We start from the raw sequence: 20,133 nt of genomic DNA, 5'->3' as shown, positions 1-20,133 counted from the left end.
AGCCCCCTCGGGGGGCAGCGACCCGCGCAGCGGCGGAGCGTGGGGGCTACTGAAACAGCGGTTTCACCTTCCAGATGTCGTCGGCGTATTCGCGGATCGTGCGGTCCGACGAAAACGCTCCCATGCCGGCAACGTTCAGGATCGCCTGGCGCGCCCACTCGTTCGGGCGGCGGTACAGCTCGTCGACCTTCTGTTGCGTCGCGATGTAGTCGGCGTAGTCGGCCAGCAGCAGGTAGTAGTCCGACTCCAGCAGGGTGCGGGTGATGTCGTGGAAGCGGTTGGGCTGCTCGGGGCTGAAGGCGCCCTCGGCGATGCGGTCGATCGCGGTCTTGAGGTCGTAGTTGTGGTCGTAGTAGCGGCGCGGGTTGTAGCCGCTGGCGCGCAGGGCCGCGACCTGTTCGGTGCGGTTGCCGAAGATGAAGATGTTCTCCAGCCCGACGTTCTCGGCGATCTCGATGTTGGCGCCGTCCCAGGTGCCGATGGTCAGCGCACCGTTGAGCGCGAACTTCATGTTGCCGGTGCCCGAGGCTTCGGTGCCGGCGGTGGAGATCTGCTCTGAAAGGTCGGCCGCCGGGATGATCACCTCGGCCAGCGACACGCGGTAGTTCGGCAGGAACACCACCTTGAGCTTGTCGCCCACACGCTTGTCGTTGTTCACCACCCGCGCCACGTCGTTGATCAGCTTGATCACCAGCTTGGCCATGTAGTAGGCAGAGGCCGCCTTGCCGCCGAAGATCACCGTACGCGGCACCCAGTTGTGGTTGGGGCGCGCGAGGATCTGCTGGTAGCGCGTGACCACGTGCAGCACGTTGAGCAGCTGGCGCTTGTACTCGTGCATGCGCTTGATCTGCACGTCGAACAGGCTGTCGGTGTTGACGACGATGCCGGTTTCCTTGGCGATGCGCTCGGCCAGGCGCTTCTTGTTCTGCGTCTTGGCCAGGCGGAAGGCGCTCTGGAACTCGGCGTCTTCGGCCAGCGGGCGCAGCTGCGCCAGTTCGTCGAGGTGCCGGCGCCAGGTGGTGCCGATGCGCGCGTCAATCAGCGCCGACAGCGGCCGGTTGGCCTGCGAGAGCCAGCGGCGCGGCGTGATGCCGTTGGTCTTGTTGTTGAAGCGCTCGGGCCACAGGCGGGCGAAGTCGGCAAAGATGGTCTCGACCATCAGGTTGCTGTGCAGCGCCGAGACGCCGTTGACTTTGTGGCTGGCCAGCACCGAGAGGTAGGCCATGCGCACGCGGCGCTGCCCGCTTTCATCGATCAGGGAGATGCGGCGCAGCAGGTCGTTTTCATTGGGAAAGCGGTCATGCACTTCGGCCAGGAAACGCGCGTTGAGGTCATAGATGATGCGCAGGTGGCGCGGCAGCAGCCGGCCCATCATCTCCACCGGCCAGGTTTCCAGCGCCTCGCTCATCAGCGTGTGGTTGGTGTAGCTGAAGATGCGCTGGCACAGGTCCCAGGCGGCGTCCCACTCCAGGTGGTGCTCGTCCACCAGCAGGCGCATCAGCTCGGGCACGGCCAGCGCCGGGTGGGTGTCGTTGAGGTGGATCGCTACCTTGTCGGCCAGCTGGTCGAAGCTGCCGTGGGTCTTGAGGTAGCGGCGCAGGATGTCCTGCAGCGAGGCGCTGACGAAGAAGTACTCCTGGCGCAGGCGCAGTTCCTTGCCGTGTTCGGTGGAGTCGTCGGGGTACAGCACGCGCGAGACGTTTTCCGACTCGTTCTTGGCCTCGACGGCGCGCATGTAGTCGCCCTTGTTGAAGGCGTCGAGGTTGATGCCGCTGGTGGCACGCGCGGTCCACAGCCGCAGCGTGGAGACGCTGCTGAGTTCATGGCCCGGCACGCCGCTGTCGTAGGCGGTGGCGATCACGTCGTCGGTGTCGACCCAGCGCACATGCTCACCCTCCTGCACCAGCCGGCCGCCGAACTGCACCGGGTAGCTGAACTCGGGGCGCATGAATTCCCAGGGATTGCCGTTGACCAGCCAGTAGTCGGGTTCTTCGACCTGGCGGCCATCGACGATGCGCTGCGCGAACATGCCGAAGTCGTAGCGGATGCCGTAGCCCATGCCGGGCAGACCGACGGTGGCCATCGAGTCGAGGAAGCAGGCTGCGAGCCGCCCCAGACCACCGTTGCCCAGGCCGGCGTCGGTCTCCAGATCGATCAGCGCATCGAAGTCGGCGCCCAGCTGGGTGCAGGCTTCCTTGGCGTCGTCGTAGATGCCGACCGCCAGCAGCGCGTTGGTCAGCGCCCGGCCGGTCAGGAACTCCATCGAGAGGTAGTAGACGCGCTTGGCGTCGCTGTCCTGCGAGACGGCCAGGGTTTCGCGCCAGCGGTGCATGGTGCGGTCGCGCACCGCGTGGAATAGGGCGAACAGCCAGTCGCGGCGGGTGGCGGAGCGCAGGTCCTTGCCGACGGCGTAGACCAGCCGGTTGGCGATCGACTTGCGCAGCGCCGCGACGCTGTTTTCCAGGTGGTCGTACTCAAACGGTGCGGTGGCGGTACCAACGGTGGGCGTCAAGGGGGTGTTGGGCATGTGGGTGCGGGAAAAGCAGTGGGAGAGATGGCTTAAGCAGAAGCTGTGCCAGTGGCGTCGGCGCGGGCCAGGGCGTAGACCCGCAGGGTGTCGGTGGCGGCGCGCGCCCAGTCAAAGCGCAGCGACATCGCGTGGCGCTGGACCGCGTGCCAGTCGGCCTCGCGGCGGCGCAGCGCAAAGGCGCGGCGCAGCGCCGACAGCAGGGCCGCTTCGCTGAGGTCGTGGAACACGAAGCCGCTGGCGCTGCCGTCGTCCAGGTGTTCGAGGCTGCTGTCGGTGACGGTGTCGACCAGGCCGCCGACGGCGCGCACCAGCGGCAGCGTGCCGTAGCGCAGGCCGTAGAGCTGGGTCAGGCCGCAGGGCTCGAAGCGCGAGGGCACCAGGATCACGTCGCTGCCGGCGATCACGGTGTGTGCGAGCGCTTCGTCGTAGCCGATGTGCAGGCCGACCGCGCCAGGGTGGCGCTGGGCGGCGTGCTGCAGCGCCTGTTCGATCAGCGCGTCGCCCGCACCGAGCACGGCCAGCTGGCCGCCGCGGGCCACCAGCTCGTCGATCACGCCGGGCAGCAGGTGCAGGCCTTTCTGCTCGGTCAGCCGGCTAACCACGCAGAACAGCAGCGCGTCGGGATCGGCCTTGAGACCCAGGCGTTGCTGCAGCCGCGCCTTGGCGGCGGCTTTGCCGCGCAGGTCGTCGGCGCTGAAGCCGGGCTTCACCAGAGCGTCGTTCGCCGGGTCCCAGACCGCGTCGTCGACGCCGTTGAGGATGCCGTGCAGCCGGTCGCGCCGCTCTCGCAGCACGCCGTCGAGCCCGCAGCCTTGTTCGACGCCGGTGATCTCGCGCGCGTAGGTCGGGCTGACGGTGGTGATGGCGTCGGCATAGTGCAGTCCGGCCTTCATGAACGAGACGTGGCCGTGGAACTCCAGACCCTGGATGCGGAACAGCGGGTCGGGCAAGCCGAGGCGGTCGCGCGTCGAGACATCGAACACGCCCTGGTAGGCCAGGTTGTGGATGGTGAAGACAGTCGCGGGGCGGCGTTGGCCGGCTGCCGCGAGGCGGTCGAGGTAGGCAAAGGCGAGACCGGTGTGCCAGTCGTGGCCATGCACCACGTCGGGGACCCAGCCGCTGTCCAGTCCGGTGCCCAGCAGCGCCGCGGCCCAGCCCAGCCAGGCGAACTGCTCGGCGCTGTCGGGCCATGGGTGGCCCTTGGCGTCGTGGTACGGGTTGCCCGGCCGGTCGAGCAGACCGGGTGCGTGCAGCAGCATCACCGGCTGGCCGGTGGCTTCGATGCGCCCGCGTTGCAGCCAGGGCGTCGGGCCGGGAGTCGTGCCGGGATGCGGCCCCAGCCCGGCGGGCAGTCCCATGCTGCCGCCCGCGGGCACCAGCAGGCTCGGGCCTTCGGGCGTGACGCCTGCAACGATCGCCGGGAACGCCGGCAACAGCAGACGCACGTCGGCGCCCTGCTTCGCCAGCGCCGGCGGCAGGCCCGCGCTCACGTCGGCCAGCCCGCCGGTCTTGAGCAGCGGAAAAACCTCGGAGCAGACGTAGAGGACGCGCAGGTTCATGACAGGTTTTCGAGCATGGCTTTCGTGACCAGCACCACACCGCCTTCGGAGCGGTAGAAGCGGCGTGCGTCTTCGGCGGCGTCGAAGCCGATCTGCATGCCCGGCGGAATCACGCAGCCGTTGTCGACCACCACCTTGCGCAGCTTGCAGCCGCGGCCGACGTCGACCTCGGGCAGGAGCACCGCTTCTTCAACCTCGGCGTAGGAATGGATGTGCACCTTCGAGAACAGCACCGAGCGGTTCACCGAGCCGCCCGAAATGATGCAGCCGCCCGAAACCAGCGAGTCGACCGCGCTGCCGCGGCGGCCGTCGTCGTTGAACACGAACTTGGCCGGCGGCAGCTGTTCCTGGTAGGTCCAGATTGGCCAGTCGCGGTCGTACATGTCCAGCTCGGGCAGGGTGTTGGTCAGGTCCAGGTTGGCGGCCCAGTAGGCCTCCACCGTCCCGACGTCGCGCCAGTAGGCGGGCGCTTCGGGCGAACTCTTGACGCAGGACATGCCGAACGGGTGTGCCACGGCCTGGCCCTCGGCCACCATGGCGGGGATCACGTCCTTGCCGAAGTCGCGGCTGGAGCCGGGCGTGGCGGCGTCTTTTTCCAGCGCGGCGAACAGGTGCTGCGCGTCGAACACGTAGATGCCCATGCTGGCCAGCGAGACGCCCGGCTTGCCGGGCATGGCGGGCGGGTTCTCGGGCTTCTCCAGGAAATGCGTGATCTTGCGTTCGCCGTCGATCGCCATCACGCCGAACGCGCTGGCCTCTTCGATCGGCACCTCGATGCAGGCAACGGTGCACTTCTTGCCCTGCGCCACGTGGTCGGCGATCAGCTCGGCGTAGTCCATCTTGTAGATGTGGTCGCCGGCCAGGATCAGGATGTACTCGGGGTTGTGCGCACGCAGGATGTCCAGGTTCTGGTAGACCGCGTCGGCCGTGCCCAGGTACCAGCTCTCATCGTCCATGCGCTGCTGCGCCGGCAGCAGGTCAATGAACTCGTTGAACTCGTTGCGCAGGAAGCTCCAGCCGCGCTGCAGGTGGCGCAGCAGCGAGTGCGACTTGTATTGCGTCAGCACGCCGATGCGACGCACGCCGGAGTTCAGGCAGTTGGACAGCGCGAAATCGATGATGCGGAACTTGCCGCCGAAGTACACCGCCGGCTTGGTGCGGCGGTCGGTCAGGGCCTTCAGCCGCGAGCCGCGCCCGCCGGCGAGCACCAGCCCGATGGTGCGCTTGGCCAGGTATTGGGGGGAGTGCTTGTCCATGCGTGTCTCCTGTCTTTGGGGGGAAAGTGGTCAGTGTTCCGGCCATCGGCCGTGGGCGCGGGTCATGGCAGCCAGCCGCAGGGCCGGCTCGTGGTTCACCTGGCTCCATTCGAAGCGCCACTCCCAGCAGCCAGTGGCCATGCCGGGGGTGTTCATGCGGTGGCGGGTGTCCAGACCCAGCACATCCTGGAACGGAATGATCACGGTGTTGACGACCGACTGCGAGGTCGCGCGGACCAGGGTCCAGTGCGGCTCGGTGTCGATGCAGGGGCCGAGGTAGTCGCGCGCCGCGGCCTTCTCGCCGGTCTGCGCGCTGGCCCACCAGCCGATGGTGGTCTCGTTGTCGTGGGTACCGGTGTAGGCCACGGCGTGGCGCTCCAGGTTGTGCGGCAGGTAAGGGTTCTTGGGCCCGCTGCCGAAGGCGAACTGCAGGATGCGCATGCCCGGAAAGCCGCAGGCCTCGCGCAGCGCGGTGACCTCGGGCGTGATCAGGCCCAGGTCCTCGGCAATGATGGGCAGCGGCCCCAGCTCGGCGCTGATGGCCTCGAACAGACGCAGGCCGGGGCCGGGTTGCCACTGGCCGGCAATGGCGGTTGGTTCGCTGGCCGGAATTTCCCAGTGCGCCTCGAAGCCGCGGAAGTGGTCCAGCCGCACGATGTCGACCTGCCTGAACTGGTGCGCCAGCCGGTCTTTCCACCAACGGAAGTCGCGGTGGGCCATGGTGTCCCAGTTGTAGAGCGGGTTGCCCCAGCGCTGGCCGGTGGCGCTGAAGTAGTCGGGCGGCACGCCGGCGACCACGTGTGGCTCCAGGCGTTCGTCAAGCAGAAATTCGTCGGCGTGGGCCCAGACGTCGGCACTGTGGTGCGCCACGAAGATCGGCGCGTCGCCGACGATCTGCACGCCGTGGTGGCGTGCGTAGTCGCGCACCGCCTGCCACTGCACCCAGAACCGCCACTGCACGAAGCGCCAGAAACCCAGGCCGTGGGCCGACTGCGCCCGCACCTCGTCCAGCGCGGCGGCGTCGCGCCGGGCCAGGCCCTCGGGCCAGCGTGACCAGGGGCCGCCGTAGCGCTCGTCGAGCACCATGAACAGCGCGTAGTCGTCGAGCCAGTGCGCATGCTCGGCGCAGAACTCGGCCAGCGCGGCGCGGCATTCGTCGCTGGCGCGTTCGGAAAAGCCGTTCCAGGCCTTGCGCAGGCAAGCCATGCGCCAGGGCGCGACGCGCTCGAAGTCGCTGCGGTGGTGGTCGAAGCCCTGGCGGGGCGTCCAGGGCAGCCAGCCCTGCTGCACCAGGTCGTCGAGATCGACCATCAGCGGGTTGCCGGCGAAGGCCGACACGCTCTGGTACGGCGAGTTGCCGGGACCGGCGGGCGAGAGCGGCAGCACCTGCCATAGGGTCTGGCCGGCGGCGGCGAGCCAGTCGACGAAGTGGCGCGCGGCGGGGCCGAGGTCGCCGCAGCCATGGGGGCCGGGCAGGCTGGTGATGTGCAGCAGCACGCCGCTGGTGCGGCGCGCGAGAAGGGGGTGGACGGAGGCGTTCATGGGGCGGTTCAAGAGTGGTCGTTCGGGCCATGCAAGGCCCGGACCAGCACGCACACCGTGGGCGCATCCAGGGGCAGCTGGCCTTCAAGCCATTGTCCCTGAGCCCCCTGAACGCCCTGTTGCCCTGGTTGATCCAGTCCGGCGATCAGGGCCGTCGAACTGTCCAGGCGCAGAGTCCACTGGCCCGCCGGCAGCCGCAGCGTGCAACGGCCGCCGGTGTGCCAGACCATCAGCAGCTCTTCCGTCGCCACCTCACCGGATTCACCGACCACGGTGCGTGCGACCAGGCTGCGGTGGGCCGGGTCGTGCCAGGCGTGGTCCGGCAGCGGCGATCCGTCGAGGTCGCTCCAGACAATGTCCGGCACCTGGCCCGGTGCGGGCGCCGGGCCGTCGAACCAGCGCGCATGGCGCAGGCCCGGGTGGCGGCGACGCAGGGACGTCAGACCGGCCACGAAGGCGGTCAGCGCGCCGTCGGCCTGGACCCAGTCGAGCCAGGTCAGGGCGTTGTCCTGGCAATAGGCGTTGTTGTTGCCACGCTGGCTGTGGCCGATCTCGTCACCGGCCAGCAGCTGTGGCGTGCCCTTGGCGCAGAACAGCGTGGCCAGCAGGGCGCGGCGCCACAGGCCGCGCCGGTGCAGCACGGCCGGGTCGTTGCTCGGGCCCTCGGCACCGCCGTTGGCGCCGAGGTTGTGGCCGTGGCCGTCGCGGTTGTTTTCGCCGTTGGCTTCGTTGTGCTTCTGTGTGTAGGCGGTCAGGTCGGCCAGGTTGAAGCCATCGTGCGCGGTCAGCAGGTTGACGCCGGCGAGCGGGCTGCGCGCGCTGTGGCGGAACTTGTCGCCGCTGCCGCAGACGCGGGTCGCCAGTTCGCTGCGTGTGGCCGGATGGCCGAGCCAGAAGGCGCGCACACCGTCGCGGAAGGCGTCGTTCCATTCGAGCCAGCCGGGCGCGAAGCCGCCGGTGCGGTGGCCGTCGGGCCCGATGTCCCAGGGCTCGGCGATCAGGCGCACGTCGCGCAGCACCGGGTCCTGCCGCATCGCGGTCAGCAAGGGCGCGTGGCGGTCGAAGCCGTGTTCCTGTGCCGCCACGCGGCCCAGCGACACCGCCAGATCAAAACGGAAGCCGTCGACCCCGTAGGCCTGCACCCACCAGCGCAGGCTGTCGGTGACCCACTGCACCACGCGCGGTTCGCTCACGTTCAGGCTGTTGCCGCAGCCGCTGAAATTGTGCGGCACGCCGTGCTCGGCCATCGCGTACCAGTGGTTCTGGCCCAGGCCGCGCCAGGACAGCGTGGGGCCGTCGAGGTCGCTCTCGGCCGTGTGGTTGAACACCACGTCCAGCACCACCTCGATGCCCGCGCGGTGCAGCGCGTCGACCATGGCGCGGAACTCGCCGCGCACCGCCTGCGCTTCGGCCGCGTCGACCGGATCACGTCCGGCGGTGCAGGCCGCGTAGCCGGCGTCGGGGGCAAAGGCGCTGAGCGTGTTGTAGCCCCAGTGGTTGACCAGGCCGCGCGCCAGCAGGTGGCGTTCGCTGATGTGGGTGTGCACCGGCAGCAGGCAGACCGTGGTTACGCCCAGCCGTTGCAGATGCGCCAGCACGGCCGGGTGCGCCAGGCCGGCATAGGTGCCGCGTTGTGCAGGTGGCACGGCCGGGTGCAGGCGGGTCAGCGCCTTCACATGGGCTTCGTAGAGCACCACGCGGTCGGGCGCGATCGACGGGCGCGGTGCGATCGCGGCGCCGGCCGCCAGCTCGGCGGCCGCATCCACCACGAGGGACAGCGGCATGGCGCCCGCGTTGTCGGCCGGTTCGGGGCGGTGCTGTGCCCAGTGCTGGTCGGGCTTGAGCGGGTCGGCCACCGCATGACCGACCTGCAGGGCCAGCCGCGCCGTGTCGCCCGAAAGGCCCAGCGCCCAGGGGTCGATCAGCAGCCGGGCCGGATTGAAGCGCTGGCCGGCGGCGGGATTCCAGGGCCCGTGTGCCCGCAGGCCGTAGGCCTGCCCTGCGGTCAGACCCGGCACGAAGCGCGACCACAGGCCATCGCCTTGTGGCTCCAGCGCTACCAAGCCGGTCGGCTGGCGATCGCCATCGAACAGCTGCACCTCTAGGGCAGTGGCCTCGGGCGCCCAGACAGCAAAGCGCACACCGTCGGCGCCGTTCAGCCGAACGAGGTGGGCGCCAAGAGCCGGTACTGCCGCGAGCGTCATGTCTTGACGGGTTGAAGCCACAACACCCCCAGCGGCGGCAGGGTCAGTCCCGCCGACCATTCCTGCTGGTGCATCGGCCGGGCCTCGGCCAGCACGCGGCCATGGTTGCCGACGTTGCTGCCGCCGTAATGGCTGGAATCGGTGTTCAAGCGTTCGGTCCAGGCGCCGTCGTGGGGCAGGCCGACACGGTAATCGTGCCGCACCACCGGCGTGAAGTTCGCCACCGCCACCAGGGTGTCTTCCAGCGCACGTCCGAAGCGCACGAAGGCCATCACCGACTGGTCGGCATCGTCGACCACCAGCCAGCGGAAGTTCTCGGGATCGTTGTCGCGCGCGTGCAGGGCTGGCTGGCTCCGGTAGAGCGTGTTGAGGTCGTGCACCAGGTTCTGCACGCCGGCGTGGCCCGGCTGCTCCAGCAGGTGCCAGGGCAGCTCGGCGTCGTGGTTCCACTCGGTCGGCTGCGCCAGCTCGGCGCCCATGAACAGCAGCTTCTTGCCCGGGTGCGCGTACATCCAGGCGTAGAGCGCGCGCAGGTTGGCCAGCTTCTGCCAGTGGTCGCCACTCATCTTGGCCAGCAGCGAACCCTTGCCGTGCACCACCTCGTCGTGCGAGAGCGGCAGCACGTAGTCTTCGCTGTACGCATACATCATCGCGAAGCTCATCTTGTGGTGGTGCCAGCGGCGGTGCACCGGGTCCTGCGCCATGTAGGCCAGGGTGTCGTGCATCCAGCCCATGTTCCACTTGTGATCGAAGCCCAGGCCGCCGTCCTGCACCGCGCCAGTCACCTTGGGGAAAGCGGTCGACTCTTCGGCGATCGTGGTCGCCTGCGGCGCTTCGCGCTGCAGCACTTCGTGGACCTCGCGCAGAAAGGCGATGGCCTCGTAGTTCTCCCGCCCGCCGTCGCGGTTGGGGACCCACTCGCCCTCGGGCCGGCTGTAGTCGCGGTAGAGCATGGACGCGACCGCGTCGACGCGCAGGCCGTCGATGCCGTATTCCTCGATCCAGTACAGCGCATTGCCGACCAGGAAGTTCTTCACTTCATGGCGCCCGAAGTTGTAGATCAGCGTGTTCCAGTCGCGATGGAAACCTTCGCGCGGGTCGGCGTGTTCGTACAGCGCGGTGCCGTCGAAGCGGGCCAGCGCGTGTTCGTCGGTCGGAAAGTGGGCCGGCACCCAGTCCAGGATGATCTTCAGGCCGGCCGCGTGGGCCGCGTCGACAAAGCGGCGGAAACCCTCTGGCGTGCCGTAGCGGGCAGTCGGCGCGTACAGGCCGGTCGGCTGGTAGCCCCACGACGCATAGAACGGATGCTCGCTGACCGGCAGCAGTTCCAGGTGGGTGAAGCCCAGCCCGACGGCGTAGGGCACGAGGTGCTGCGCCAGGTCGTCCCAGGTCGGCATCACGTCCCAGCCGCCGGGGCGCTTCCAGGAGCCGACGTGCACTTCGTAGATCGCCATCGGCACGGCCGGTCGCTGGTGCGGGGCGGCGGGTGTTGTGACGGAGCGCAGCGGCCCGCAGACGCGGGCCGCATTGCCCGGCGGCAGCTCGGTTTCGCGGGCATAGGGGTCGGTCTTCATGACCGTGTGGCCGTCGGCACCTTCGACCTGGAACTTGTACCAGTGGCCCACGGCGGCGCCGGGCACGAAAAGCTCCCAGACGCCGCATTCGGGCCGCAGCCGCATGGATTGCGGCTGCCAGCCGCAGAAGTCACCGGTCAGGGCGACGTGGCGCGCGGCGGGCGCCCAGACGGCGAAGGCCACGCCGGCCTGTCCGTCCAGGGTGGTCGGGTGGGCGCCCAGCTTCTGCCAGGGGCGCAAATGCTTGCCCTCGGCCAGCAGCCAGGCATCGGTCTGACCGATCCAGAACAGGTCTTCGGGGGAGGGTTGTGTATGCATTTTTGTCTCACTCTCGACCCATTCTGGCACCGATCGGATACCGAGTGGTTACAAAATTACATGACCCCGGCGCGCTGGTTTCAGGTTTGCGCCGGGCGACAATCGCTCCATGCCTGCTTCCAAAGCTTCTTCCTGGTTGACCCCGCGCCGCATGCTGATGGCCTCGGTGGTGGTCGCCACCATCACGATCACGCTCAAGACCCTGGCCTGGTACATCACCGATTCTGTCGGCCTGCTGTCCGATGCGATGGAGTCGCTGGTCAACCTGGCCAGCGCGGTGTTCGGACTGGTCATGGTGACCATTGCCGCGCGGCCCGCCGACGACGACCACCCCTACGGCCACCACAAGGCCGAGTACTTTTCGTCCGGCTTCGAGGGTGTGCTGATCATCGTGGCTGCGCTGGGCATCGTCTGGACCGCCGGACACCGTCTGTTCGATCCGCAGCCGCTGGAGCAGGTGGGCTGGGGCCTGGCGCTGTCGGTCGCGAGTTCGGCGCTGAACGGCCTGCTGGCCTGGGTGATGTTCCGCGCCGCGAAGCAGCACCGCTCGATCGCGCTGGAGGCCGACGCCAAGCACCTGGTGACCGACGTGTGGACCTCGGCCGGTGTGGTCGTGGGCATTGCGATGGTGCATTTCACCGGCTGGCTCTGGCTCGACGCGGTGGTCGCCATTGGCGTGGCGCTGAACATCCTCAAGGAGGGCGGTCACCTGATCTGGCGCTCGACCCAGGGCCTGATGGACGAGGCGGTCGAGCCCGATGTGCAGGCGACCATCGAGGAAACGCTGGCCGGGTTCGCGCACAGCCGGGGCGACACGCCGATCATCCGGTTCGACCACGTCAGCACGCGCAAGGCCGGCCAGCGCCGTTTTGTCGACATGCACATGCACATGCCCGCGGCCTGGACCCTGGGCCGCGCCGCGGCGCTGCGCATCAGCGTCGAGCAGGCGCTGATGAGCGCAGTGCCGGGGCTGCGTGCCAGCATCCAGCTGCTGCCGACCGACGTCGAGGCCCACCTGCACGACGAGAAGGACCTGATTTGATCTCGGTATTGCAACGGGTGTCCCAGGCCCGCGTCGACATCGCTGGCGAGACCGTGGGGCAGATCGGCCACGGCCTGCTGGTGCTGGTCTGCGCCGAGCCCGAGGACACCGAGGCCACCGGCCAGAAGCTGCTGTCCAAGATCCTGAAGCTGCGCATCTTTTCCGACGAGCAGGGCAAGATGAACCGCAGCGTGCAGGACGTTGGCGGCGGCCTGCTGATCGTCAGCCAGTTCACGCTGGCCGCCGACACCAAAGGCGGCAACCGGCCCGGCTTCACGGGCGCCGCGCCGCCCGCGCTGGGCGAGGCGCTGTACGACCGCTTCGTGGCGCTGGCGCGCGAGCAGCACCCGGTGGTCGCGACCGGGCGCTTCGGCGCCGACATGCAGGTGCACCTGACCAACGACGGTCCGGTGACGATCCCCATGCGCATGGCCTGAGCGCACCGGTCCCTGTTTTCATTTTGTGGATGAGTCCGAGATGAGCCTGTCGCTCCTGACTTCCTGTCTGCCGACATTTCCCGTCGATACCGCTGCGGTGCTGGGGGGCGCCTGGGTCGGTGCCGATCTGCCCGAATCCCGTGCGGCCTGGCCGCGGCAATGCCTGCAGACCCCGGTACTCGCGCCGCACCCGCTGTCGCAGGAATGCTGGGTGCTGCAGGGTGCGTTGCCGGTGCATGCCGGCGAGAGCGAGGGCATTGCCTGGCGCCGGGGCGGTGACCTGCTGTTCGGGGTGATCGCGATCGACGAGGCGACGGTTACGGCGCAGGCGCCGCACACACCGCTGCAGCAGGCGGCGTTCGGCGCCTACGCGCGCATCTTCCGCCTGCTTGATGCGCAGGGGCTGCCGCACCTGTGGCGGCTGTGGAACTACATGGCCGACATCAACGGCGAGAGCCAGGGGCTGGAGCGTTACCGGCAGTTCAACATGGGCCGGGGCGATGCCTTTGAAGCCGGCGCGCGCAGCGTGGTCGGGCGGGTGCCGGCCGCCTGTGCGCTCGGGGTGGCGAGCGGCCCGCTGACGATCGCCTTCATGGCCGGCCCGACGCCCATCGTGCCGGTGGAGAACCCGCGCCAGGTCAGTGCCTTTCTCTACCCCGACCGCTACGGTCCGCGCAGCCCCACGTTTTCGCGCGCCGCGGTGGCGCATCCGCCGGGGCAGGAAATCCTGTTCGTCTCCGGCACCGCCAGCATCGTCGGGCACCAGACGGTGCACGCGGGCGATGTGCGCGCCCAGACGGCCGAGAGCCTGGACAACATCGTGGCGGTGCTGGGCGAGGCCTCGGCGAAATCCCGCAGCGGGGCGTATGCGCTGGGCGATCTGGGCTACCGCGCCTATGTGCGTCATCCGGCCGACCTGGATACCGTGCGCGATGTCTTGGAAAGCCGGTTGGGCGGGGCTCCGGTGGTGTATGTGCGGGCGGACGTCTGCCGCAGCGACCTGCTGGTCGAGATCGAGGGGCAGGCGCTGCGGGGGCTGCCCGCCTAGTCCAGCGCCTCGCAGGGCTTGCCGCGTGCGATGCGGCCCGTGTCGGCTACCGGCAAGGCCGCGGGACCGTTCGGGTCTGGCACATTGGTCGGCCGGTAGGCGCTGGGCGCGTGGGCCCGCCGGTCGAGCACCGAGCGGTGCAGGCATTCGCCGTGGTCGCGGTGATGGCCGACCCGTCGCACCCTCTCGCCGATGAGGCGGTAGAACCACGACGACGAGTCGTGCAGCGTCGAGTTGAAGCAGGGCAGGAAGAAGGCCAGGTAGTCGTGGTCGAAGGCCAGGCCCAGGCGCTCGGCGCGCTCGACCATCCAGTGCAGCGCCTCATTGGCCAGCCCGTCGGGCCGGTAGCTGCCGCCGACATCGCTGTGCACACCCGCGAACCAGGCCTGTTCCAGTGTGCCGCGCCAGCCGTGGGGGCGCTGGAACAGGTTGACGGCAAACGGTTTTCGCCGTTCGTCCAGCGCCATGGCGTGGCAGGCGTTGCGCACCTCCGGATGGAGGCCGACGTCGTGGTATTCGTATTTGCGGCCGTTGAACAGATGGCCCAGGAGGCCCGGCGCGCCGAGTGCACCCACCGTGTCCCAGACGCCGAGCAGGGTGACCGGCGGCGCCGGCCGGGGCTGGCTGATCTTGCGGAAGGCCTGCGCCCAGGTGTCGGAGTTCTGGCCCTGCCGGCTTTCGTAGAGCGCGTACAGCTCGGGCACGAAATAGTCTTCGCCCTTGCGCACCAGACCGACCTTGTGCATGAAGCCGACCAGCGTGCGCACGGTGAAGGCGCCGCGGCTGAAGCCAAACAGATAGATCTGATCGCCCTCGACGTAGTTGTAGATCAGGAAGCGGTAGATCGCGCGCACGTTCTCTTCCATGCCGCGCCCGAAGGCGCCGCCGGTGAAGCGGTCCAGGCCACCGGCGGTACCGACGCCGTCGAAATAGGCGACCACCTGATCGACACCTTGCCCGTCGCGCGCGAGCACGCCGCGCGCCAGCTTGGTGACGTTGGTGGGCCGGCGCTTGCCCGAGGCCTTGTCGACCTGGTCCCGGATGTTCCAGGTGCCGTCGGAGCAGATCACGATGCGCTTCATGGCGACTCCTTGGTGTTCAGGCCAGCTTCACCAGCAAGCCGTCTTCCGGTGTGCCGTATTCGCAGCGGTAGCCAAAGTCGCTGCGCCGCGAAGCGCTGCGCCAGGCCTTGTTGAACTCGCTCTCCACGTTGAAGTGCAGCACCGGTGAGCGCTCCCGCGCCGACACCACCACCCGGGCAATGGCTTCTTCGTCCGGGTGCTTGAACTTGGCGCCGGTGGTCGAGATCAGGTAGTGTGTCGCCGGGAAGGCTTCCAGCAGCTCCAGCGAGGTATTGCGGGTGCTGCCGTGGTGCGCCAGCTTGAAGGCGTCGATCGTCTGCGGCTGGCCGTGGAAGGGCGCGCGCTGCAGGCTTTCCAGCAGCACCGACGGGTGGGCATCGGCACCGAACAGCACGCGCGTGCCCTCAAACTCGGCCAGGAAGGCGATGCTCGAACCGTTGGGGTGGGTCTTGTCTTCCTTGAACGGCTCGGCCGCCATCTCCTCGACATCGCCACCGAGAAAGCCGTGGGGCAGCACGGTCTCCTGGGCGTGGAAGGCCTCGCCCGGCACCAGGCCGGCTTCGCGGATCGTTTTCTCCCATTCGGGCTTGAGCGCCTGCAGCCGCTCGAAGCTGGGCGACAGAAGCGTGAGCTGCATGCCCGCGAAATCGTGCACGGGCAGCGGGCCCGACTTCGGCACCATCACTGCCTTGCGCTGGAACTGCCGGTTCCAGGGCCATTTCCCGCGCTGGATCAGCTCGGTCAGCATTTCGCCCTGCAGCGCGCCCAGCTGGGCCGGCAGGAGGTTGGAGAGGTGGAAGTAGCCGTTGAACCAGACGTCCTTGATCTTCACCGTGTCGAAGTTCAGTTCGTCCAGAAAGCGCAGCGAACTCCCGATGTGGTCGTCGTCGATGTGGGTGATCACGAGCAGCTCGAACACGCACTGTCCCTCGGCATCGACGACGGACTGCACCTTGTCGGCCAGCGACGCGTTGTAGGTCGCGGCCGGTCCGGTGTCGATCAGGATGCGGTGGGGCCCGACCGCGTCGCCGTACTCGATCCACAGGCAGTCGCCATGGGCCGCGTTGAGCATCTGGATGGTGAACATGAGTCTCTCCTCAGAGTCGCCAGGCGCTGTGGCCGTAGGCCATCAGCGTGAACGAGACGCCGTTGCCCTCGGCCAGCAGGTCGCGGCGCAATTGCAGCAGGGCTTCGTCCAGCCGCAGAGCTTGCGGCTCCGGCGCCAGGGCCAGCGCCAGCAGCCGCTGGGCGATCCGGTGGGCCTGGGTCGCGTGGACCACCGACAGGGTGCCCACGACGGCGGGGGCACCCTTGAGGTGGAAGCGGCGCACGAAGTTCAGGAAGGGCAGGTCGGCGAAGCTGGTGCTGCAGCCCAGCAGCAGTACCAGCGGGCCGTGCGCGGTGCCGGTGTAGACGTACTTTTCGCTCAGGTTGCTCGCCGCCAGTTCGTCCTTCGATACCTCCAGCGAGGGAATGCCGGCGAACACGCTGGACTTGTCCGAGTGCGGCATCAGCAGCAGCAGGTCGCGCGGGCGCGCCATCACCTGCGCCTTCCAGTCGGCCCAGGTGGTCACCGTGGTCACGTCTGCCACCCGCGCCGCCACGGCGGCCGGCAGGCCATCCGGCCCTTCCATCTCGTCGTGCGCGCGGTCGCTCGCGGCCAGCAGGGCCGAGGTGAACGGACCCAGCCGCTCCTGCCCGGGCACCGGTACCGACACCACGGTGGCCGCATCGCCGTTGGGCGCATGGCGCTCGATGCACTTGCGAAAGCCCCAGAAGGACACCGGGCACACATGACCTTCGTCGAGGCGGTGCGGGCACTGGTCGTGCACCGCGCCACTGCCATCGGCCAGTGCGGCCCGGGCGTTCGGACACAGCGCAGCGCCGGGTTCGGGCGCGGGTCCTGCGTACAGGAACTCGACCGGAAAGTAGGCTTGGTCCACCGCCTCCACGACCTGCACACGTCGCGCGGCGTCGAGCAAGGCCAGCGGGTGCTGCATCGACAGCTCTTCCACGATGACGGCGCCGTGGTTGGCCAGTTGCCGCATCAGGTCGAGCAGCTCGGGGCGGTCCAGCCGCTGGTCGGTGTTGCCGGCCTCGGCTTGTACCGCGGCGTTGAGGATCTTGCGCATCTGCGCGATCGATTCCTTCATGCCGTCTGGCGTGAGGAACGAGGCCCGGTCGGGCGCCATGGTGGTGAGCCCCGAGACGCCGTCGGCGTTGTCGTTGATCAGGAAAGCCAGGTCGGCCGGGTGGTCGGCGCTGGGGCTGTCGAGGCCGGGTGCGTAGCGGTTCTCGACCGAGAGCGTGAGCCCGCCCGTGGCGTCGGGCAACAGCAGAAGTGACTGGATGACCCGTTGCGCGTGCAGCACGATCAGGCGCGCGCGGAAGCTTGCGACCGCTGCGCCGCATCGCAGCGTGAACACCGCCCGAGTGCTGGTGCCGCGTGGCGGCAGGTGCAGCGTGGCCATGCTTGGCGCGGGGGTGTGGGACTTACCTTCGAACTCATCGGTCGGAGACAGCGGGCAGTACACGATGGTCAGTTCGTGGCCGTCGGCACTGGGCGGCAGCAGGCGTTCGTCCAGCGGCGCGTCGGCCGTGCCCTGTGCGGCCACGCCCAGCTCGGCGATGAACACTTCCAGCCGATGGTCGGCCTCGGGGGTCAATGGCATGGGCTCGCGGGGTGCCTCGGCCGCATCCACGGGCCAGAGATCGAATTTCACGTGCCGCGGTGGTGCCGGTTCGGCTGGGGCATCCGTCGGCGGCGGCTCGTCGCCGGTCATGGCCTCGGGCGGCTCCATCCTGGCCGTGGCGGCGTGGAAGCGTGGATCGCGCCGCAGCTCGATCGGCCCCAGTTGCTGTTCCAGCGCACGCCGGGTGCGCACCAGCAGGGTGGTGCCTTGGGTTTCGCTGGTCCAGGGCCATTGTTCGGCGGCCGATTCCAGGGCATTGGCAATGGCGCTGGCCGCGCTCAGTTCGGGTGTCGCCTCCGCCACCGGACCCACCTCGGGCGGTGCGGTCAAGGGACGGTCGTCGGATTGCCGCCGCAGCACGTCGGCCAGGCGCCTGGCCACCTCCAGCGGGCGGCTGTGGTCGGCGTAGCCCACATCGCACAGCACCACCGGCAGGGACGGGTCTGCCTGCGGCAGCGCCCGCCGCTGGGCCTCGAACACCGCCTGCGGGATTGGCAGGTTGTGCGACAGCGCGGCGACCAGCTCGAAGAACCACGGCGACCAATGCGACGCGTCCAGCCCGCACACCACCACCGCAGCCGCGGACCAGCACTGCGCCAGTTCGCGCAACGCGTCTGCTCCCGCCGCCTGGTCGAACGGACCCAGTACCACCACCAGGCCCGCGCAGCGCTGCGTGCTGCGGCGTGCCGAGCGCAGCGCTTGAGACAGCGGTCCGGGATACAGCAGGACGTCCAGTGCCTCTCCGCCGCGCACGACCAAGGGCTCGTAGAGTTCGCGGAACCAGCCGTTTTGCAGGACTTGCGCGAGCGATCGCCCTTCGGCCGACGGCGGTAACCCGACGTTCAGTGGCCAGTCGAACAGCGGCGCGCGCCACTGCGAATGGTCGAAAGTCACGGCGCCCATCGGTCCGTGCCACGCCAGGAGCTGGGTGAGCCAGACGGCGTCCAGATCCGCCGGACCACCCGAGAGCAGACCGCGCACCGGGCCTGCGGCGGCGGCTTGCGACCACAGCTGGTCCAGCCCGGTGCAGAACGCGCCGATGTCTGGCACCGCTTCAAGCCGTGTGCCCAGCGCAGCCGCCTGGTCGAGGTCGATGTGCCACCAGGCGTCACCCATTGCCGAGAGCTCCGGTGGTGTCGAGGCGGGCGCATCGCTCGCGAGCATCGGAGCGACCGTGTCCGGCATAGCGCCGGCCAGTGCCACGAAACGCGCCAGCGCGGAGGCCGGCAGGCGCCGATCCGGATCGAAGACTGTTTCGGGTGTCCCCACCGCCTTGCCCGCCATGTTCCATCCTCCGCAGGGCATTTGGCCCTGCGCGGGTTGTATGCCGCGGCGGTGGTGCCGTCAATCACCCAAAGGGGGAGACAACGGGGGAGAAGAATTCAGCGGTACGGGTTCTTCAGCCCCAGGCCGGCGAGGATCTGAATCTCGCGCGCTTCCATTTCTTCCGCGTCGGCTTCGCTGGTTTCGTGGTCCCAGCCCTGGGCGTGCAGGGTGCCGTGCACCAGCAGGTGCGCGTAGTGGGCGGCCAGCGTCTTCTTCAGTTCCTTCGCTTCCCTGGCCACGACCGGGGCGCAGAGCACCAGGTCGGCCATCACGACCGGTTCGGTCGCATAGTCGAAGGTCAGCACGTTGGTGGCGTAGTCCTTCTTGCGGAAGTCGCGGTTGAGCGCCTGGCCTTCGTCGGCGTCGACGATGCGCACCGTGATTTCGGCGTCGGCGTCCAGCGCATGGCGGATGCAGCGGATGACGGTATGGCGCGGCAGGGCCGCGCGGTGGCGCGCGGCATCCTTGATGTCGCCGAACTGCAGCGAGAGAGAAAGGGCGGGCAGGGCCATGGTGCTTTTCCTCAGACGCTCTTGCGGCGCGGTGCGCGGGCGGCAGGTACCTCGGCCACGCCAGCGGTGCGCGCCTCATAGGCGTCGACGATGCGGGCCACCAGCGGGTGGCGCACCACGTCGGCGCTGGTCAGGCGGTTGAAGGCGATGCCGGTCACGCGCTTGAGCACGCGTTCGGCGTCGATCAGGCCCGAGAGCTGCGTGGCCGGCAGGTCGATCTGGCTCACGTCGCCGGTCACCACGGCCTTGCTGCCGAAGCCGATGCGGGTGAGGAACATCTTCATCTGCTCGGGCGTGGTGTTCTGCGCCTCGTCCAGGATCACGAAGGCGTGGTTGAGCGTGCGACCGCGCATGAACGCCAGCGGCGCGATCTCGATCTGCTGTCGCTCGAAGGCTTTCATCACCTTGTCGTAACCCATCAGGTCGTACAGCGCGTCGTACAGTGGGCGCAGGTAGGGGTCGACCTTCTGGCCGAGGTCGCCGGGCAGGAAACCCAGTTTTTCGCCGGCCTCGACGGCGGGGCGCGTCAGCACGATTTTCTGCACCGCGCTGCGCTCCAGCGAATCCACCGCGCAGGCCACGGCCAGGTAGGTCTTGCCGGTGCCGGCCGGGCCGATGCCGAAGGTGATGTCGTGGGTGGACATGTTCTCCAGGTAACGCGCCTGGTTGGTGGTGCGCCCGCGCACCTCGCCGCGCTTGGTCTGCACGCCCGCCGCTTCACCGGGAACGGTCGGCAGCGCCGTGTCGCCGGCCAGCATCAGCTGCACCTTCTCTTCGGCGATGGGCTTCTTGGCCATCTCGTACAGCGCCTGCAGCACCTCCAGCGCCTGGTTGGCCTTGGCTTTGGGCCCCTCGATGCGGAACTGCTCGAAGCGGTGCGCGATCTTGACCTGCAGCGCCGCCTCGATGCTGCGGATGTGACCGTCCATCGGGCCGCACAGGTGGGCCATGCGGGTGTTGTCGGGCGGAGAGAAGGTGTGGCGGAGGAGCAAAACGGATAATCCCGGGCT

The 20,133-nt window shown here is 68.8% G+C and carries 14 protein-coding genes; 3 read left to right on the top strand and 11 right to left on the bottom strand.

Annotation, left to right across the window (positions count from 1 at the left end):
* Positions 1-46: 46 nt before the first annotated feature.
* Genes ACLIJ1_RS13495 through glgB form a run of 6 tightly spaced genes read right to left on the bottom strand, consistent with a single transcriptional unit; the run spans position 47 to position 10,983 of the window.
* Positions 47-2,527, bottom strand: a complete 2,481-nt coding sequence (locus tag ACLIJ1_RS13495) for a glycogen/starch/alpha-glucan phosphorylase (RefSeq protein ID WP_411366054.1) — start codon at positions 2,525-2,527, stop codon at positions 47-49.
* Between the two features lie 32 nt (positions 2,528-2,559).
* On the bottom strand, positions 2,560-4,089 hold the full coding sequence (gene glgA / locus ACLIJ1_RS13490; RefSeq protein WP_411366053.1) for a glycogen synthase GlgA: 1,530 nt from the start codon (positions 4,087-4,089) through the stop codon (positions 2,560-2,562).
* A complete protein-coding gene (gene glgC / locus ACLIJ1_RS13485) occupies positions 4,086-5,345 on the bottom strand; it encodes a glucose-1-phosphate adenylyltransferase (protein WP_411366052.1) in 1,260 nt (419 codons plus the stop codon). The genes glgA and glgC overlap by 4 nt, the downstream gene beginning before the upstream one ends.
* A 30-nt stretch (positions 5,346-5,375) precedes the next feature.
* Entirely contained in the window at positions 5,376-6,887 is a 1,512-nt protein-coding gene (gene malQ, locus ACLIJ1_RS13480) for a 4-alpha-glucanotransferase (protein ID WP_411366051.1), read from the bottom strand.
* 8 nt (positions 6,888-6,895) lie between these two features.
* Positions 6,896-9,091 carry a glycogen debranching protein GlgX gene (gene glgX, locus ACLIJ1_RS13475; protein ID WP_411366050.1) on the bottom strand — a complete coding sequence of 732 codons (2,196 nt, stop codon included), beginning with the start codon at positions 9,089-9,091 and terminating at the stop codon, positions 6,896-6,898.
* Positions 9,088-10,983, bottom strand: a complete 1,896-nt coding sequence (gene glgB, locus ACLIJ1_RS13470) for a 1,4-alpha-glucan branching protein GlgB (protein ID WP_411366049.1) — start codon at positions 10,981-10,983, stop codon at positions 9,088-9,090. The genes glgX and glgB overlap by 4 nt, the downstream gene beginning before the upstream one ends.
* 109 nt (positions 10,984-11,092) lie before the next feature.
* On the opposite strand from glgB, the gene ACLIJ1_RS13465 reads away from it, so the two are divergent.
* From ACLIJ1_RS13465 to ACLIJ1_RS13455, 3 genes are read left to right on the top strand one after another with little or no spacing between them, the layout of a single operon-like run.
* Entirely contained in the window at positions 11,093-12,025 is a 933-nt protein-coding gene (locus ACLIJ1_RS13465; RefSeq protein ID WP_411366048.1) for a cation diffusion facilitator family transporter, read from the top strand.
* Positions 12,022-12,462, top strand: a complete 441-nt coding sequence (gene dtd, locus ACLIJ1_RS13460) for a D-aminoacyl-tRNA deacylase (protein WP_411366047.1) — start codon at positions 12,022-12,024, stop codon at positions 12,460-12,462. The genes ACLIJ1_RS13465 and dtd overlap by 4 nt, the downstream gene beginning before the upstream one ends.
* Positions 12,463-12,502: 40 nt before the next feature.
* Entirely contained in the window at positions 12,503-13,510 is a 1,008-nt protein-coding gene (locus ACLIJ1_RS13455; RefSeq protein ID WP_411366046.1) for a hypothetical protein, read from the top strand.
* On the opposite strand, the gene ACLIJ1_RS13450 is transcribed toward ACLIJ1_RS13455, so the two are convergent.
* The 5 genes from ACLIJ1_RS13450 to ACLIJ1_RS13430 all read right to left on the bottom strand — a co-directional run bounded on the left by ACLIJ1_RS13450 (position 13,507) and on the right by ACLIJ1_RS13430 (position 20,115).
* Positions 13,507-14,592, bottom strand: coding sequence for a DUF2235 domain-containing protein (locus tag ACLIJ1_RS13450; protein ID WP_411366045.1), 1,086 nt, complete (start codon positions 14,590-14,592; stop codon positions 13,507-13,509). The two genes, ACLIJ1_RS13455 and ACLIJ1_RS13450, sit on opposite strands and share 4 nt — an antisense overlap.
* Before the next feature lie 16 nt (positions 14,593-14,608).
* Positions 14,609-15,679, bottom strand: a complete 1,071-nt coding sequence (locus ACLIJ1_RS13445) for a ComEC/Rec2 family competence protein (RefSeq protein ID WP_411366044.1) — start codon at positions 15,677-15,679, stop codon at positions 14,609-14,611.
* Between the two features lie 10 nt (positions 15,680-15,689).
* Positions 15,690-18,569, bottom strand: coding sequence for a hypothetical protein (locus tag ACLIJ1_RS13440; protein WP_411366043.1), 2,880 nt, complete (start codon positions 18,567-18,569; stop codon positions 15,690-15,692).
* A 98-nt stretch (positions 18,570-18,667) separates the two neighbouring features.
* Positions 18,668-19,123: an rRNA maturation RNase YbeY gene (gene ybeY / locus ACLIJ1_RS13435; protein WP_411366042.1), complete on the bottom strand. Its 456-nt coding sequence runs from the start codon at positions 19,121-19,123 to the stop codon at positions 18,668-18,670.
* A gap of 11 nt (positions 19,124-19,134) precedes the next feature.
* Entirely contained in the window at positions 19,135-20,115 is a 981-nt protein-coding gene (locus ACLIJ1_RS13430; RefSeq protein ID WP_411366041.1) for a PhoH family protein, read from the bottom strand.
* Positions 20,116-20,133: the final 18 nt, after the last annotated feature.

Origin of the sequence: Hydrogenophaga sp. RWCD_12 (assembly GCF_046604225.1) — a bacterium.
In the GTDB taxonomy this organism is placed as follows: Bacteria; Pseudomonadota; Gammaproteobacteria; order Burkholderiales; family Burkholderiaceae_C; genus Hydrogenophaga.
Note: the sequence above shows the minus strand (reverse complement) of the source record. Positions and strands in the feature narration are given on the sequence as shown.